Origin of the sequence: Shimia sp., assembly GCF_041624275.1 — a bacterium.
Taxonomy (GTDB): domain Bacteria; phylum Pseudomonadota; class Alphaproteobacteria; order Rhodobacterales; family Rhodobacteraceae; genus Shimia.
In genome coordinates this window covers 1-16,887 of the sequence record NZ_JBFJVE010000042.1, presented here as the reverse complement: position 1 = coordinate 16,887, position 16,887 = coordinate 1, and the positions used below count along the sequence as shown (strand labels likewise).

Genomic DNA, 16,887 nt, shown 5'->3' with positions numbered 1-16,887 from the left:
TCATATCGGCTTCGGGGGAAGCTTCGGGCGCTGCGGCAAAGGCGCCGCTGTCGCTGACCGCCGGGGCGGCAGGCTGCGCCGGATTCGAGGTGATCGACCCCTCGTGCGCGGGTTCCGGTGCGGGTTCCGGCGCGGGTTCTGGTGCGGGTTCTGGCGCGGGTTCTGGTGCGGGTTCTGGCGCCGCGTCTGCGGTGGCCTGCGGCGTCGCCGCAGGGGCTTCGGGCGCATCCGGTGTGCCGGTCATGGCCGCGCCGTCGGCATCCATCGTGGCCATCGTGCCGAGGGCATCCCCCGCGCTCGGCGGCGGCATGGCGGCGGCGGCCGTTTCCGCCGCCGGCTGCGGCGCCGGGGCGGTGTCGGCCAGCGGCGCGGCATCATCCGGGGCCTGTTCGGCGACCCGGGTGCCGCTGCTTTCGCCAAGCGCGGCGTCGGCTTCCGAGGTTGCGCCGATATCGCCGCTGCCTTCCTCGACCGATCCGGTGGTGGCCTCGGCCGCGCTCATCTGCGGCACCACCGTCGCCGGCAGCGGCGCCAGCAGCGACGCGAACCCGGCCACGATCGCAGCCATCACCGCGCCCCAGAAAATCCCGGAAATAAACCCACGCAACATCCGCCTTGCCCCTTTGTTCGTCGCTGTCCCCGATTGCCGGCGCAGCATGCAATTCCTCGGGACTTCCTGCCCGCGCCCCCTTGACCCTGCGTGCCAAGCCTGAACATGTATACCGCGACCACGGGCGGGGTCTCCACCCTGTTTCTCACCTTTGGACGAAGAAGTGCAAAATGCTGCTCCTGATCGATAATTACGACAGTTTCACCTATAACCTGGTGCATTACCTGGGCGAACTGGGCGCCGATGTCAGTGTCTGGCGCAACGACGCGCTGACGGTGCAGGACGCGATGGGCATGAAGCCGGACGGGATCCTGTTGTCGCCCGGTCCCTGCGACCCAGATCAGGCCGGCATCTGCCTTGCGCTGACCGAGGCCGCCGCCGAGACCAAGACGCCGCTGATGGGCGTGTGCCTTGGCCACCAGACCATCGGCCAGGCCTTTGGCGGCAAGGTGGTGCGCTGCCACGAGATCGTGCACGGCAAGATGGGGCTGATGCACCACAGCGGCAAGGGTGTCTTTGCCGGCCTGCCGACACCGTTTGAGGCGACGCGCTATCATTCGCTGGTGGTCGAGCGCGACAGCCTGCCCGACTGTCTCGAGATCACCGCCGCGCTCGAGGACGGCACGATCATGGGGCTCCAGCACCGCGAGCTGCCGATCCAGGGGGTGCAGTTCCACCCCGAATCCATCGCCTCGGAACATGGCCATGCGCTGCTGAGGAACTTCATCGACATGATGCCCGGACGCGAAGGAGAAGCAGCATGAGCGATGCCATCAAACCCCTGATCGGCGCCGCCGCCGACCGCCCGCTGAGCCGCGAAGAGGCCGAGGCCGCCTTTCAGATCCTGTTCGAGGGCGAGGCCACGCCAAGCCAGATCGGCGGCCTGCTGATGGCGCTGCGCACCCGTGGCGAGACGGTGGACGAATTCGCCGCCGCCGCCGCCGTGATGCGCGCCAAATGCAAGCCCGTGACCGCGCCCGAGGGCGCCATGGACATCGTCGGCACCGGCGGCGACGGCAAGGGCACGCTCAATATCTCCACCGCCACCGCCTTCGTCGTCGCCGGCGCCGGGGTGCCGGTGGCCAAGCACGGCAACCGCAACCTGTCGTCGAAATCCGGCGCCGCGGACGCCCTTGGCCAGATGGGGATCGACGTCATGGTCGGCCCCGAGGTGGTCGAACGGGCGCTGGCGACCTGTGGCATCGCCTTCATGATGGCGCCGATGCACCACCCGGCGATCGCCCATGTGATGCCGACCCGGCAAGAGCTGGGCACCCGCACCATCTTCAACATTCTCGGGCCCTTGACCAACCCGGCCGGGGTCAAACGCCAGCTGACCGGCGCCTTCAGCCGCGATCTGATCCGCCCCATGGCAGAGACCCTCGGCGCTCTGGGCAGCGAACGGGCCTGGCTGGTGCATGGCTCGGACGGCACCGACGAGCTGGCGATTTCCGGCATCAGCTGGGTCGCGGCGCTGGAAAGCGACGGTTCGGTCCGGGAGGTCGAGCTGCACCCCGAGGATGCCGGCCTGCCGCTGCATGCTTTCGAGGACATCCTCGGCGGCACCCCCGAGGAAAACGGCGCCGCCTTCCGCGCCCTGCTCGACGGGGCGCAAAACGCCTATCGCGACGCGGTGCTGCTGAATGCGGCGGCGGCGCTGGTGGTGGCCGAGGCCGCCGCCGACCTGCGCCAGGGCGTCGAGATGGCGCGCGAGAGCATCGACAGCGGCGCCGCGCGCGACAAGGTGCAGGCGCTGGCCCGGATCACCTCGGCGGCCTGAGCCGTGGTCTACGCGCCCGATCTTGCCGCGCTCAAGGACTGGGCCGGCCTGCCCTTTTTCAACCAGAGCTATGCATCGGTGCTGGCGCGGCTGGCAGAAGAGACGCGACCGGTCTTTCCACCGCCGGAACTGACCTTTGCAGCCCTGCGCGCCTGCCCGCCCGAGGCGGTCAGGGTGGTGATCCTCGGACAGGATCCTTATCACACGCCGGGCAAGGCCGACGGGCTGGCCTTTTCGATCCCCCAGGGCTTTGGCGGGCGGCTGGATTCGCTGGGAAACATCCTCAAGGAACTGCATGACGACCTCGGCATCGCGCGCCGGCGCACCGACCTGTCGGACTGGGCGGCGCAGGGCGTCTTGCTGCTGAACACCGTGCTGACCGTGCCCGAAGGCAAGGCCAAGGGCCACGCCGGGATCGGCTGGGAGCCCCTGGTGCGTGATATACTCGCGCATCTGTCGGACCGGCCGCGCGCCTTCGTGCTGTGGGGCAAGGATGCCCGCGACCGCGCCCCCGGCCTGCGCGCCGCCGGCCATCACGTGATCGAAAGCGCCCACCCCTCGCCTCTTTCGGCCTATCGCGGCTTTTTCGGATCGAAACCGTTTTCTTCCGTCAACGAGTGGCTTATTCACAATCAACACGATCCCATCGATTGGACCTAGACCCATGACCACGACCGTTCTCGACAAGATCAAGGCCTATAAGCTCGAAGAGGTGGCCGCCGACAAGCAGGCCGTGCCGCTGTCCGAGATCGAGGCCCGCGCCCGCGACGCCGACCCGGTGCGCGGCTTTGCCAAGGCGCTGCGGGCAAAATCACGGCAGGGCTACGGGCTGATCGCCGAGGTCAAGAAGGCCTCGCCCTCCAAGGGGCTGATCCGCGCCGATTTCGACCCGCCGGCGCTCGCCCGGGCCTACGAGGCCGGCGGTGCGGCCTGCCTGTCGGTGCTGACCGACACCCCCAGCTTTCAGGGCGCCAAGGAATTTCTGGTCGCAGCACGCGGCGCCACCTCGCTGCCCGCCCTGCGCAAGGATTTCATGTATGACACCTATCAGGTGGCCGAGGCGCGGGCGCTGGGCGCCGACTGCATCCTGATCATCATGGCCTCGGTCAGCGATGCGCAGGCGCAGGAGCTGGAAGACGCCGCCTTCGGCTGGGGCATGGACGTGCTGATCGAAGTGCATGACGCCGAGGAACTGGAGCGCGCCACGCTGCTGAAATCGCCGCTGATGGGCATCAACAACCGCAACCTCAAGACCTTCGAGACCACGCTCGACACCACCCGCACCCTGTCCAAACTTGTGCCCGCCGACCGCATGCTGGTCTCGGAAAGCGGCCTCAATACGCCGCAGGATCTGGCCGACATGGCCCGCTATGGCGCCCGCTGCTTCCTCATCGGCGAAAGCCTGATGCGTCAGGAGGACGTCGAGGCCGCCACCCGCGCGCTGCTGGCCAACCCCTTGACGGCAGGAGGGTTCTGATGGCCGATCATGCCTCGGGCCTGACCCATTTCGACGGCAAGGGCGATGCCCATATGGTCGATGTCTCGGACAAGGAATTCACCTCGCGCGTGGCCGTCGCCGAAGGCTGGGTGCGCATGGCACAGGCGACCCATGACATCATCGCCGAGGGCCGCGCCAAGAAGGGCGACGTGCTGGGCGTGGCGCGTCTGGCCGGGATCATGGGCGCCAAGCAATGCGCCAGCCTGATCCCGCTCTGCCACCCGCTGCCGATCACCAAGGTGGCGGTGGAACTGACCACCGACGCCACCCTGCCCGGTGTGCGGATCGAGGCCACGGTCAAGACCACCGGCCAGACCGGCGTCGAGATGGAGGCGCTGACGGCGGTCAATGTGGCGGCGCTGACGGTCTATGACATGTCCAAGGCGGTGGATAAGGCGATGGAGATCGGCGGCATCCGCGTGATCCTGAAAGATGGTGGAAAATCAGGGAGATACGAGGCGAAATGATCACCGTTTCCGAAGCGCTCGGGCATCTGTTTGCGCTGGCCGCCCCGCTCGAGACCGAAACCGTGCCCCTGTCGCAGGCCAATGGCCGGGTGCTGGCGCGCAGCGTCAAGGCCAACCGCAACCAGCCGCCCTTTGACGGCTCGGCCATGGATGGCTATGCGGTGATCGCCGACGAGGTGACACCGGGCGCGACCTTCGAGGTCATCGGCGAGGCTGCCGCCGGCCATGGCTTTGACGGCGCCCTGAGCCCCGGCAAGGCGGTGCGCATCTTCACCGGCGCGCCGGTGCCCGAGGGCGCAACCCGCGTCGTCATCCAGGAGGACGTGAGCCGTGACGGCGACCGGATCACCCTTGGTGACACCATCGACAGGGGCTTCCATATCCGCCCCGCCGGCGCCGATTTCACCGAGGGGCAGGATTTCACCGCCCCGCGCCTGCTGCGCCCTTCGGACATTGCCCTGTTGGCGGCGATGAACATCGCCGAGGTGCCGGTCACCCGCCGCCCCCGTGTCGCCATCATGTCCACCGGCGACGAGCTGGTGATGCCGGGCGAGACGCCGGGCCCGGATCAGATCATCGCCTCGAACAGTTTTGGCCTGCAGGCCATGCTGCGCGACCTTGGCGCCGAGGCGCGGCTGTTGCCGATCGCCCGTGACACCCGGCAATCGCTGGAGACCGCCTTTTCGCTGACCGAAGACGCCGATCTGGTGCTGACCATCGGCGGCGCCTCGGTGGGCGATCACGATCTGGTCGGCGAGGTCGCCGCCGATCTGGGCATGGAGCGCAGCTTCTACAAGATCCTGATGCGCCCCGGAAAACCGCTGATGGCCGGACGGCTGGCCAGCGGCGCGATGATGATGGGCCTGCCCGGCAACCCGGTTTCCGCGATGGTCTGCGGCCATGTCTTCGTCACCCCGGTGATCCGCGCCATGCTGGGCCTCGGCGTCGCCCCGGCCCCCGAAAGCAGCGCCACATTGGCCGCCCCGGTCGGGGCCAACGGTCCGCGCCTGCATTTCATGCGCGCCCATGTCGCCAACGGCCGGATCACCATCTATGACAATCAGGACAGCTCGCTTCTGACCGTGCTTTCGAATGCCAATGCGCTGGCCATCCGCCCGCCGAACGATGCTGCACGCAGCGCCGGCGAGACTCTGTCCTACCTGCCGATCTGAGCCGCGCCTCGCGGGTTTGTTCCCGGCCTGTTCCCGTTTTTCTTGACACAAAACGGGAACAGGCCTAGAACAAAAGAAAACAGTCGTCGGAGGCCCGCAGATGCTGACCAAGAAACAACTGGACCTGCTCGAGTTCATCCACAAGCGGTTGCAGCGCGACGGCGTGCCGCCCAGTTTCGACGAGATGAAGGATGCGCTGGAGCTGCGCTCCAAGTCCGGGATCCACCGGCTGATCACCGCTTTGGAAGAGCGCGGATTCATCCGCCGGCTGGCACATCGCGCCCGCGCGATCGAGATCGTCAAACTGCCCGAATCGCTTGGCGGAACCCCCAGCGCGCCAACCGGCGGCTTTGAACCCCGGGTGATCGCCGGGCCGCATCCGTCGCCGACCCAGCCGGCCAATATCACCCGCGACGAGGTGATCCTGCATGCCCGCGAACTGCCGGTGATGGGCAAGATCGCCGCCGGGGTGCCGATCGAGGCGATCAGCCATGTCGACCACCATGTCGCGGTGCCCGGCGCCATGCTGCGCAACTCGGGCAGCCACTATGCGCTCGAGGTCAAGGGCGATTCGATGATCGACGCCGGCATCAACGACGGCGACGTGGTCATCATCCGCGAGACCACGACCGCCGACAACGGCGATATCGTGGTGGCGCTGGTCGAGGATCAGGAGGCGACGCTGAAACGCTTTCACCACAACGGCAGCTCGATCGCGCTCGAGGCCGCCAACCCGGCCTATGAAACCCGCGTCTACCCCGAGGACAAGGTCAAGGTGCAGGGCTGTCTTGTCGGCCTGATCCGCACCTACTGATCCGCATCTGCCGGCCCGCGTCTAGCGATCCGCGCCGCCGCGGTTCCACAGCCGCTGCCCGGTGACCTGGCGGGCGGTCCGTATCCGAGGCCCGCTGCCTGTTCCGGTGACGGCGATGGCCCCGGTGGCGCGCAGCGCATCCGGTGTCAGCACGCGGCAGCGCAGCGCGGCCGCCACCGCATGGGTGAAGACCGCGATGTCGCCGGCATCGCAGGCGGCAAAGCTTTGCGCCGCCGCCTTGCCCTGAACATGAAACAGCCGCTGCCCGGCGATCTCGGCGACAAAGATCTTTCCCGGCATCGACAGCCGCGCCGCCGCCTGTTCCTGCCCGGCGGCGTCGCCGTCATTCTCGAGCCAGATCCGCGCCACGAAACCCTGCCCGCGCGCCTTGCTCAGCGCCCGGCCCTCGGCGGTCATCACCCCGACCAGCCCGCCGCTGTCGGCGATCAGCACCTCGGGCCGCCGCGCCGTGCTCCACAGCAGCAGGGCACAGAGCACCGGCACCATGCCGATCCGCCGCAGCCGCCCCTGCCACAGGATCAGCCAGAGCATCCCCAGCGACAGCAGCGGCAGCACCGCCAGCGGCGGCGCCGGGACGAATCCGCGCGCGCCGGGACGCGCGGCAAAGAAATGCGCCACGCCAAGTATCCACTCCAGCCCCGCCCCCATCAGCCACAGCCCGATCCAGTCCAGCCCCAGCGGCGCCAGACACAGCGCCAGCACCGCCGAGGGCACCACCACCAGCCCCATCACCGGCACCGCCAGCAGGTTGGCCGGCAGGCCGTAATGGGCGATCACGTTGAAATGCGCCGCCCCGAAGGGCGCCGTCGCCAGCCCGGCCACCAGCGATGACACCACCACCGCCAGCACCGGCGCCGCCCATCGCGGCAGCCGCCACCAGGCGCCGTCGCGCAGGCCGTTGAACACCGCCACCAGCGCCGTGGTGGCGGCAAAGGACATCTGGAACCCCGGTCCGAGCAGGGATTCGGGCGCCAGCAGCAGCACGATCAGCGCCGCCAGCGCCACCGAGCGCAGGCTGAAGGCCCGGCGGTCCAGCAGCACCGCGACCAGCGCCACCGCCGCCATCACGAAGGCGCGCTGGGTGGCGACGTTGCCCCCCGACAGCACCAGATAGGCGGCGGCGGCGGCCAGCGCCAGCAGCGCCGCCGGTTTCTTGCTCTGGACCCGCAGCGCCAGCGGCGGACAAAGCGCCATCCCGAGACGGGCGGCGGCAAAGACGAAGCCCGCCAGAAGCCCCAGATGCAGCCCGCTGATCGCCAGCAGATGGGCCAGGTTCGAGGCCCGCAGCGCCGCCACCGTCTCGGCGCGAATGCCGCTGCGATCCCCTGTCGAGACCGCCGCCGCGACCCCGCCGACGGCGCCGCCAAGGGTGCTGCGGATGTGCCGCGACAGCGCCATGCGCAGGGCAAACAGCCCGGGCCGGCCCTCGGGCGGGGCCAGCGCCAGCACCGGCACCCGGCTGTAGCCGATGGCGCCGATGCCGGAAAACCAGGCGTGGCGGCGAAAGTCGAAACCGCCCGGTTCGGCCGGCCCCGCCGGCGGCGACAGATGGGCGGTGGCGATCACCCGCTGACCGGGGCGCGGCACCAGCACCGGCGTCTTGGCGTGCAGCGCGATACGCACCCGGCGCGGGGTGCGTTCGGGCGCCACGTCCTGCAACACCACATCGGCCAGGGTCAGCCGCAGCCGGTCCGAGGCCGAGCGGTCGATGGCGACAATGGTGCCCTCGACAGCGCCGTAAAAGCGGAACCCCAGCACCGGCGCCGCCACCGAGCGCGCCCGCCAACCGGCCAGCGCCACCCCGAGCAGCACCAGCCCCAGCATCACCGCCATCGGCGCCGTGCCCTCGCCAAGCCGGCGCGCCAGCAGGAACAGCCCCGCCCCGGCCAGCACCAGCGCCGCCAGATGGCCGGTTGCGGGCTCGATCGGCAGCAGGAAATAGCCCCCGACCCCGACCCCGAGACAGACCGGCACCCATGGCAGCAAATGCCCCCTCTGGCCCTCGAGGGCCCCGGAGATCCGGCCGATACCGCGCAAGCCTTGTCCTCGTTCAGGCAGGTCGTTAGACAGACGCCAACGCTAGTCCTCCCATGGTTACCGAAAGGTTAAGACCGTCATGACAGATCAGGTCGTCACCCGTTTTGCACCCTCGCCCACCGGCTTTCTCCACATCGGCGGCGCCCGCACGGCGCTGTTCAACTGGCTTTATGCCCGGGGCCGCGGCGGCAAGTTCCTGCTGCGCATCGAGGACACCGACCGCGAACGCTCGACCCCCGAGGCCACCGAGGCCATCCTCAAGGGGCTGGCCTGGCTGGGGCTCGATCACGACGGCGAGGTGGTGAGCCAGTTCGCGGGCGCGGCGCGCCACGCCGAGGTGGCGCATCAGCTGCTGGCCGAGGGCAAGGCCTATAAATGTTTCGCCACCCAGGACGAGATCGCCGCCTTTCGCGAAGCCGCCCGCGCCGAGGGCCGTTCGACGCTTTACCGCTCGCCCTGGCGCGACGCCGAGGCCGCGACCCACCCCGACGCCCCCTTCGTGATCCGCATCAAGGCGCCGCAGGAGGGCAGCACCGTGATCCGCGACCGGGTGCAGGGCGACGTGACCATCAGGAACGACCAGCTCGACGACATGATCCTGCTGCGCTCGGACGGGACACCGGTCTACATGCTGGCGGTGGTGGTCGACGATCACGACATGGGCGTCACCCATGTCATTCGCGGCGACGACCACCTCAACAACGCCGCCCGCCAGATGATGATCTACGAGGCCATGGGCTGGCCGGTGCCGGTCTGGGCCCATATTCCGCTGATCCACGGGGCCGACGGCAAGAAACTGTCCAAACGCCACGGCGCGCTGGGGGCCGAGGAATACCAGAAAATGGGCTATCCGGCCGCCGGGATGCGCAATTACCTGGCCCGGCTGGGCTGGAGCCACGGCGACGACGAGTTCTTTACCGACGCCCAGGCGCGGGAGTGGTTCGACCTTGGCGGCATCGGAAAAAGCCCGGCGCGTTTCGACACCAAGAAGCTGGAAAACCTCTGCGGTCAGCACTTCGCGGTGGCCGACGATGCTGCACTGCTGCAAGAATTGCAGAATTACCTGGCGGCAACCGGCGCCCCGGCCCTCAGCGACGAAAAGTCATCCCTGGTGTCATCGGCGATGTACTGCCTCAAGGATCGCGCCAAGACATTTCCGCAACTGATTGAAAAAGCTGGGTTTGCCCTGGCAGATCGCCCCATAGTTCCGGATGAGAAATCGGCCAGGAACCTCGATACGGTATCCCGTTGTATACTGAAGGAATTGACGCCGCACCTGCAAGATGCTAGCTGGACGCGAGACGAATTGGAGGCTGTTGCAGGCCGGTTTGCCGAGGCACGGGAAATCAAGTTCGGCAAGATGGCCGGCCCCCTGCGGGCGGCCCTGGCCGGACAGGCTGTGACACCCAGCGTGTTCGATATGATGCTGGTTCTCGGGCGCGATGAGACCCTCGCCCGGCTGCAGGAGGCATCAGCTGAAAACGCCGGCGGCGCAGAGGGGTAACCGCTGCGCCACCGGCCGAGAAACCGCCCCTCCGGTCCGCGAACCGAGGTCCGCGCACTGGGGCATGATGGGGCATGAGATGAAGGGAAGATGTATGTCTGACTCACAAAAAACCGCAACCTTGACGATTGACGACAAGTCCTACGAACTGCCGATCTATTCGCCGACCGCCGGACCAGACGTGCTGGACATCCGCAAGCTTTACGGCCAGGCCGGAGTCTTCACCTACGACCCGGGTTTCACCTCGACCGCGTCCTGCGATTCGACCATCACCTTCATCGACGGCGAAAAGGGTGTCCTGCTGCATCGCGGCTATCCGATCGACCAGCTGGCCGGCAAATCGCATTACCTCGAGGTCTGCTACCTCTTGCTCTACGGCTATCTGCCCTCGGCGGCCGAGCTGGATGAGTTCGAAACCACGATCACGCGCCACACCATGGTGCACGAGCAGATGATCAACTTTTTCCGTGGTTTCCGCCGCGACGCCCACCCGATGGCGATCATCGTCGGCGTCATCGGTGCCATGTCGGCCTTCTACCATGATTCCACCGACATCAACGATCCGCGCCAGCGCGAAGTGGCCTCGCACCGCCTGATCGCCAAGGTGCCGACCATCGCCGCGATGGCCTATAAATACACCATCGGTCAGCCCTTTATCTATCCGCGCAACGATCTCGACTATGCGTCGAACTTCCTGCGCATGTGCTTTGCGGTGCCGGCCGAAGACTACGAGGTGAACCCGATCCTGAGCCGCGCCATGGACCGGATCTTCACCCTGCACGCCGACCACGAGCAGAACGCCTCGACCTCGACCGTGCGTCTGGCCTCGTCCTCGGGCGCCAACCCCTTTGCCTGCATCGCCGCCGGTGTCGCCTGTCTCTGGGGCCCGGCCCACGGCGGCGCCAACCAGGCCTGCCTGGAGATGCTGAAGGAAATCGGCTCGCCGGAAAACATCCCCGAGTATATCGCCCGCGCCAAGGACAAGGACGACCCGTTCCGCCTGATGGGCTTTGGCCACCGGGTCTACAAGAACCACGACCCGCGCGCCACGGTGATGAAACAGTCGGCCGACGAGGTGCTGGACCTCTTGGGCGTCGAAGACAACCCGATCCTGGCCACCGCCAAGGCGCTGGAAGCGGCGGCGCTGGCCGATCCCTATTTCGCCGAGAAGAAACTGTTCCCGAACGTCGACTTCTATTCGGGCATCATCCTCGAGGCGATGGGCTTCCCGACCTCGATGTTCACCCCGATCTTCGCGCTGTCGCGCACCGTCGGCTGGATCTCGCAGTGGAAAGAGCAGTTCTCGGATCCGGCCCACAAGATCGGCCGCCCGCGTCAGCTGTACCAGGGCGAGACCGAGCGCAACTACGTCAATATCGAGGACCGCTGATCCGCGATTTCGCGGCCCCGCATGTCGATTTGGACGCGCCCGGAAACGGGCGCGTCTTTTTGTTGCCCGTCCCGCAGCAGTTCCGCCCGGGGCGTGGCACTGTTGCAGAGAAATGAACAATCAGTTGATTTAATTGACATTTTTCCTGAATATTAACATCTTGTTAACACATTTCGGGAATTGAGGGTTTTTCAATGCTGATTCTAGCAAGTCTGCTGTCGATCGGGGTCATGGCCTGGGCCTTTGACGCAATTTACACCGACGGCGATGAGGCCGGCGCAGAGGCCGACACCATCGAGATCGACCAGGGCGACAACGATCTGGTGATGGGCACCGAAGGCGACGACGCGGTCGACACCGGCGCCGGCGAAGACGTGGTCTTCGGCGACGAGGGCAACGACACGATCTATGGCGGCACCGAGGGCGATCTGCTGCTTGGTGGCTCGGACGACGACCTTCTACAGGGCGCCCAGGGCGACGACGTGCTGGTCGGCGGCGACGGCGTGGACACGCTGATCGGCAACAGCGGCAACGACTATATCGACGGTTCGTCGACCATGGATGTCGATGCGCTGGTGGCCTCGCTTGCCACGGCGCAGACTTCGGCCGATCTGGATTTCGTTTTCGACGTCAGCTCTCTGGATACCGATGACGGCGACGTCATCGAAGGGCGCGGTGGAAACGACGCGCTGATCATGGGCAGCGCGGATTCGGTTTCGGGCGGCGACGGGCTGGACGAATTTGCCGCCGGCCAGTGGATCCGCCCCGGAGAGCCGGCCATCGTCGAGGATTACACCGCCGGCGACGACATCATCACCTATACTTTCGAGGGCGCGACCCCGCCGACCCTGACCACCAGCCTCGACGGCGCGACCGGCGATGTCACGGTCTTTGCCGACGGCCAGGAGGTGATCGTCGTTCTCGGGGCCGGTGCCGCCTTTGACGAGAACGACATCCTCTTGTTGCAATACGCCTGAGCCGGAGACCGCGGATCAGCGCCCCTCGAAAGCCGCGGGGCGCTTTTCCAGAAAGGCCACCACGCCTTCCTGAAGATCGCGCGACTTGCCGCATTTGCCCTGCAAGCGGGCCTCGAGGGTCAGCTGCTGTTCAAGGTCGTTCCCGGGCGAGGCCTGAAGCGCCGCCTTGATATAGCCATAGGCCAGCGTCGGCCCGTTCGCCAGGTGGCGCGCCCGATCCCGCCAATGGGCCTCGAAGTCATCGTCGGCGACCGCTTCCCAGATCATGCCCCAGCTCTCGGCGGTGCGGGCGTCGATCCTGTCGGCGAAAAGCGCCGTCCCCATCGCCCGTGCCCGCCCCACAAGGCGCGGCAGCATATAGGTGCCGCCGGCGTCGGGCAGCAGGCCGATGCGCGCAAAGGCCTGCATGAAAAAGGCGCTTTCGGCGGCGATCACCACGTCTGCCGCCAGCACAAGATTGGCGCCGGCCCCGGCCGCCGCGCCATTGACGGCGGCGATCACAGGCACCTTGCAGTCGGTGATGGCGCGGATCATCGGCGCGTATTCGTCGCGCAGCGTGCGTTCGAAATCCGTCTGGGCGGCATTGCGGCTGTCGCCAAGGTCCTGCCCCGAACAAAAGGCCCGCCCGGCTCCGGTCAGCACCACCACCCGCGCCACAGAGCCCGCCTCGCGCACCGCATGGGTGATCTCGGCGCGCATCTGCACCGTCAGCGCATTCATGACCTCGGGGCGGTCAAGCGTGATAATGGCCACGCCATCGTCGAGCTGATAGCGGATTGTCTGATAGTCCATGCGCCTCTCCTGCGGGTGTGTCGCGGCTCAACCTAAGCGCTGCACCGGCCCCGCAAAAGGGGGACGGCGCGTCATTCCTCGAGGATTTCGTCGAGCCGCGCCTGCTCTTGCGCGCTCAGCCTTGCGTCGCCGGGCTGCGAGGCCGCGGCACGGCCGCGCAGATAGGCCATGGCCAGCACCAGCGCCAAGAGCAGCATCGCCGGCCCGGCGGCCCACAACAGGATGTTGGAGCCCGAGGTGCGCGGCGTCAGCAGCACGTATTCGCCGTAACGGGCCACGATGTAATCGCGGGTTTCGTCATCGCTGTCGCCCGCAACCAGCCTTTCGCGCACCAGAAGCCGCAGCTCGCGCGCCAGGTCGGCGTTGGAATCGTCGATGTTCTCGTTGCGGCAGACCAGGCAGCGCAGGTCCTTGGACAACTCGCGCGCCCGCTGTTCCAGCACCGGGTCGGCAAGAATCTCGTCGGGCTGCACCGCCAGCACCGGCGGCGCCAGCAGCAGCGCCATCAGCACCAGTGCCAAGGCATTTCCTGCCGAGAAGACGGCGCGGACCCTTGCCCCGATGCCTCTGCCCGTTGCACGTTCTCTGCCGCTCATTCCGCCGGTACTCCTGTTGCGGGCGCCTTTCGGGCCCCAGCCGCCACCCGATAGCGCCGGTCGGACAGGCTGAAGAGCCCGCCGAGCGACATCAGCAAGGTGCCCATCCAGATCCAGTTGGTGAAGGGTTTGACATAGGTGCGCATGGTAAAGCCGCCGTCGGCCTGCGGATCGCCGATCACCACATAGACATCACGCAGGAAGCGGTAGTCGATCGCCGCCTCGGTGGTCGGCATGGCGCGCACCGGGTAGACGCGTTTCTCGGGGTGCAGGCTGGCCACGAAACGGCCCGACTTGCGCAGGGTCACATCGGCCATGGTCGACAGGTAGTTGGGCCCCTGCACCTCGTTCACCTCTTCGAGGGTCAGCTCGTAGGCACCGACCATGAAGGGCTCGCCCTTGTAGGCGACGCGGATGTCCTCGAGTTCCCAGGCCATCAGCCCGGCGATGCCGAACATCGTCACGCCAAGTCCGCCGTGGGCCACCGCCTTGCCCCAATCGGCGCGCGGCAGCCGGGCGAGACGCGCCAGACGCTGCGCCGCGCCGCCGCGCCCGCTGCGCCCCAGAAGGTCGGTGATCGAACCGAAGACCAGCCAGGCGCCGAGGAACAGGCCGACCGGGCCCAGAAGGCTGCGCTGGCTCTGCATCGACCAGGCCAGACCGGCCAGCGCCAGCGCCAGCACCAGGGCCGGCACCAGCGACCGCAGGACGCGGCCCAGCTTGGCGCGTTTCCAGGGCAGCATCGCCCCCACCGGCAGCACAAGGCCCAGCAGCACCATGAAGGGGGTGAAGGCCATGTTGAAGAAGGGCGCCCCGACGCTGAGCTTGCGGGTGAAGAACATCTCGGAGACCAGCGGCCAGATGGTGCCGATGAAGACCACGAAACAGGCCACCGCCAGCAGGATGTTGTTGAGCACCAGAACGCTTTCGCGGCTGACCATGCCGAACAGACCCTTGGCCTCCATGACGCGGGCACGGGCGGCGAAGAGAATCAGCGCGCCGCCGACGAAAATCGCCAGGATCGCCAGGATGAAGACACCGCGCTCGGGATCATTGGCGAAGGCATGCACCGAGGTGATGACGCCCGAGCGCACGATGAAGGTGCCGATCAGCGAGAAGCCGAAGGCCAGGATCGCCAGCAGGATGGTCCAGCTTTTCAGCACTTCGCGCTTTTCGACCACGATCGAGGAATGCAGCAGCGCCGCCGCCAGCAGCCAGGGCATGAACGAGGCGTTCTCGACCGGATCCCAGAACCAGAAACCGCCCCAGCCAAGCTCGTAATAGGCCCACCACGACCCCAGCGCGATGCCGAGGGTCAGGAAGATCCAGGCGGCCAGCGTCCAGGGCCGCACCCAGCGCCCCCATGCGGCATCGACCCGCCCCTCGATCAGCGCCGCGACAGCAAAGGAAAAGGCCATCGAAAGCCCGACATAGCCGAGGTAGAGAAACGGCGGGTGGAAAGCCAGCCCCGGATCCTGAAGCATCGGGTTCAGCCCCTCGCCGTCAAACGGCGGCGTGCCGAGGCGCAGGAAGGGGTTCGAGGTGAAGAGGATAAAGCCGAAAAAGGCCACCGCCACCGCCGATTGCACCGCCAGCACCCGGGCCCGCAGCGTCGGCGGCAGGTTGCCGCCAAACCATGCCGCGCAGGCCCCGAACAGGGTCAGGATCAGCACCCAGAGCAGCATCGAGCCCTCGTGGTTGCCCCAGACGCCGCTGACCTTGTAGAGCATCGGCTTCAGCGAATGCGAGTTCAGCACCACCAGCTTCAGCGAGAAATCCGAGACCACGAAGGCATAGGTCAGGGCGACGAAGGAAAAGGCGGTCAGCAGGAACTGGATATTGGCGGCGGGCTCGGCCACGGCCATCCAGCCGGGCCAGCGCTTGTGGGCGCCGACAAGAGGAACGATGGCCTGCACCACGGCGGTACAGGCGGCAAGGATCAGGGCAAAGTGGCCAAGTTCTGTAATCATGGCCCGACATATATTGCGCAGACGCGCCGGGGCCAATGACTTTTGTCAGGTCCGGTCGATCACAATATCGCGTTTTTCCGGTCTGCGTCCGCAATCCTGCCCCCGGGGCGGGCTCATTGCCCCGGCCCAGCCCCCGGCCGCCCCCCCTGCCTTTCTTCCTGACGCGCGTCCTGCCGGCGCCAATCCTCCAGCGCGGCATTGACAGCGTGGCCTTCGGCGCGCGGCGGCAGTTGCTCGAGGCTGCGGATCGTTTCGACCACCTGCGGCACCCGCGCAATACTGGCCGCGATGGACTGTTGAAACTCTTGCCCCTTGGCCTGATGGCGGGCGCCGAAATAAAAGCTCACCACGATCCCGAGAAGCCACCACAGCGGTTCCGGCACCAGCGCGATACCGGCCATGCGGGCGGCAAACCAGACCGGGTCGACCATGGCCGACCCCATCAGCCCCAGGCATGCCAGCGCCATCATCGGGCGCGGCAGGCGGTTCACGGCATCCATCAGCCGGTCAAACAGCCCCCGGCCCGCGGGATAGAACTCGGCGCCATGGGCCGCCATCGCCGCCATCTGGATGTTGCTGCTGCGTTCGGCGCCGGCCTCGGCGTTTTCACGAAACACCCCGACGGTCTCGGCGACCAGGTTGCGCCCGTCGCCGAACACCAGCGAAAACAGCTTGCCGATCAGTCCCATGCCGCGACCCTTTCACGAAACGCCTGTTCGCTCAGGTGATACTGCGGCGACAGGAACTCTTCGGCGCGCTTGATCCAGCCCCCCTTGCCCCCGGCCCGCGTGCGGGCGTATTTGCGCGAGGCCGGGCGGCGATCGGCGAGCCAGAAGTAATAGTTGCGCCGGGCAATGCCATAGGCGTCGGCCAGATGATCGGGTGCTGCCCTGGCCGCTTGTTCACAGGCTGCAATGGTCTTGGGGCCAATCACCCCGTCGTCCGTTAGCGGAAATCCCATGGCGGTCAGCAGCCGCTGCAAAATGCGCACCGCATTGCTGCCCGAGTTCACATACATGTCGAAAACCGAGGCCTGCACCGACTTGGGCAATTTCGCGATTCCCGGCCGTTCGAAGTAATGGGTGATGAAGATGCGCTCGGCCTGAGCCCGGCTGAGCTGCTTGACGTCACGCGCATCGACCGTTCCGTTGCCATCCAGATCCATGCCCAATCGCCGCATGGTATGAACGGTGACCCCGTATTTGGTTGCCCCCCCGGGATCGTCCGGGTCGTTCACATAGCCGCCTTCGTGGGCCACG

16 protein-coding genes and 1 pseudogene are annotated in these 16,887 nt (G+C 67.1%); 10 read left to right on the top strand and 7 right to left on the bottom strand.

The window, feature by feature from the left end; all coding sequences use genetic code 11:
- Positions 1–568: pseudogene (locus ABZD10_RS05345) on the bottom strand (hypothetical protein); the annotation flags it as partial.
- 212 nt (positions 569–780) lie between these two features.
- Here ABZD10_RS05345 and ABZD10_RS05340 point away from each other — a divergent pair.
- From ABZD10_RS05340 to lexA, 7 genes are all read left to right on the top strand, one after another.
- Positions 781–1,374: an aminodeoxychorismate/anthranilate synthase component II gene (locus ABZD10_RS05340; RefSeq protein WP_372885106.1), complete on the top strand. Its 594-nt coding sequence runs from the start codon at positions 781–783 to the stop codon at positions 1,372–1,374.
- Entirely contained in the window at positions 1,371–2,390 is a 1,020-nt protein-coding gene (gene trpD, locus ABZD10_RS05335; RefSeq protein WP_372885105.1) for an anthranilate phosphoribosyltransferase, read from the top strand. Before ABZD10_RS05340 ends, trpD begins: the two co-directional genes overlap by 4 nt.
- Positions 2,391–2,393: 3 nt before the next feature.
- Positions 2,394–3,050: a uracil-DNA glycosylase gene (locus tag ABZD10_RS05330; protein WP_372885104.1), complete on the top strand. Its 657-nt coding sequence runs from the start codon at positions 2,394–2,396 to the stop codon at positions 3,048–3,050.
- A gap of 4 nt (positions 3,051–3,054) precedes the next feature.
- Positions 3,055–3,867, top strand: coding sequence for an indole-3-glycerol phosphate synthase TrpC (gene trpC, locus ABZD10_RS05325; RefSeq protein ID WP_372885103.1), 813 nt, complete (start codon positions 3,055–3,057; stop codon positions 3,865–3,867).
- Positions 3,867–4,355 (top strand): cyclic pyranopterin monophosphate synthase MoaC, encoded by a 489-nt coding sequence (moaC, locus tag ABZD10_RS05320; RefSeq protein ID WP_372885102.1) that lies wholly within the window; start codon positions 3,867–3,869, stop codon positions 4,353–4,355. The genes trpC and moaC overlap by 1 nt, the downstream gene beginning before the upstream one ends.
- Entirely contained in the window at positions 4,352–5,527 is a 1,176-nt protein-coding gene (gene glp / locus ABZD10_RS05315) for a gephyrin-like molybdotransferase Glp (RefSeq protein ID WP_372885101.1), read from the top strand. Before moaC ends, glp begins: the two co-directional genes overlap by 4 nt.
- 100 nt (positions 5,528–5,627) lie before the next feature.
- A complete protein-coding gene (gene lexA, locus ABZD10_RS05310; RefSeq protein ID WP_372885100.1) occupies positions 5,628–6,341 on the top strand; it encodes a transcriptional repressor LexA in 714 nt (237 codons plus the stop codon).
- Positions 6,342–6,362: 21 nt separating this feature from the next.
- Here lexA and ABZD10_RS05305 read toward each other — a convergent pair whose 3' ends face one another.
- Complete coding sequence (locus ABZD10_RS05305; protein WP_372885099.1) at positions 6,363–8,399, bottom strand: ComEC/Rec2 family competence protein; 2,037 nt, start codon at positions 8,397–8,399, stop codon at positions 6,363–6,365.
- A 79-nt stretch (positions 8,400–8,478) separates the two neighbouring features.
- On the opposite strand from ABZD10_RS05305, the gene gltX reads away from it, so the two are divergent.
- From gltX to ABZD10_RS05290, 3 genes are all read left to right on the top strand, one after another.
- On the top strand, positions 8,479–9,903 hold the full coding sequence (gene gltX / locus ABZD10_RS05300) for a glutamate--tRNA ligase (RefSeq protein WP_372885098.1): 1,425 nt from the start codon (positions 8,479–8,481) through the stop codon (positions 9,901–9,903).
- A 94-nt stretch (positions 9,904–9,997) separates the two neighbouring features.
- Positions 9,998–11,293, top strand: a complete 1,296-nt coding sequence (gene gltA, locus ABZD10_RS05295; protein WP_372885097.1) for a citrate synthase — start codon at positions 9,998–10,000, stop codon at positions 11,291–11,293.
- A gap of 194 nt (positions 11,294–11,487) precedes the next feature.
- Positions 11,488–12,270, top strand: coding sequence for a calcium-binding protein (locus tag ABZD10_RS05290; RefSeq protein ID WP_372885096.1), 783 nt, complete (start codon positions 11,488–11,490; stop codon positions 12,268–12,270).
- Positions 12,271–12,285: 15 nt separating this feature from the next.
- On the opposite strand, the gene ABZD10_RS05285 is transcribed toward ABZD10_RS05290, so the two are convergent.
- From ABZD10_RS05285 to ABZD10_RS05265, 5 genes are all read right to left on the bottom strand, one after another.
- On the bottom strand, positions 12,286–13,062 hold the full coding sequence (locus ABZD10_RS05285; RefSeq protein ID WP_372885095.1) for an enoyl-CoA hydratase-related protein: 777 nt from the start codon (positions 13,060–13,062) through the stop codon (positions 12,286–12,288).
- Positions 13,063–13,133: 71 nt separating this feature from the next.
- Positions 13,134–13,568 carry a cytochrome c-type biogenesis protein CcmH gene (locus tag ABZD10_RS05280; RefSeq protein ID WP_372885107.1) on the bottom strand — a complete coding sequence of 145 codons (435 nt, stop codon included), beginning with the start codon at positions 13,566–13,568 and terminating at the stop codon, positions 13,134–13,136.
- A gap of 86 nt (positions 13,569–13,654) precedes the next feature.
- Positions 13,655–15,628, bottom strand: coding sequence for a heme lyase CcmF/NrfE family subunit (locus ABZD10_RS05275; protein ID WP_372885094.1), 1,974 nt, complete (start codon positions 15,626–15,628; stop codon positions 13,655–13,657).
- Between the two features lie 113 nt (positions 15,629–15,741).
- Positions 15,742–16,317, bottom strand: a complete 576-nt coding sequence (locus tag ABZD10_RS05270) for a holin family protein (protein ID WP_372885093.1) — start codon at positions 16,315–16,317, stop codon at positions 15,742–15,744.
- Positions 16,308–16,886 (bottom strand): holin-associated N-acetylmuramidase, encoded by a 579-nt coding sequence (locus ABZD10_RS05265; protein WP_372885092.1) that lies wholly within the window; start codon positions 16,884–16,886, stop codon positions 16,308–16,310. The genes ABZD10_RS05270 and ABZD10_RS05265 overlap by 10 nt, the downstream gene beginning before the upstream one ends.
- Between the last annotated feature and the right edge of the window lies 1 nt (position 16,887).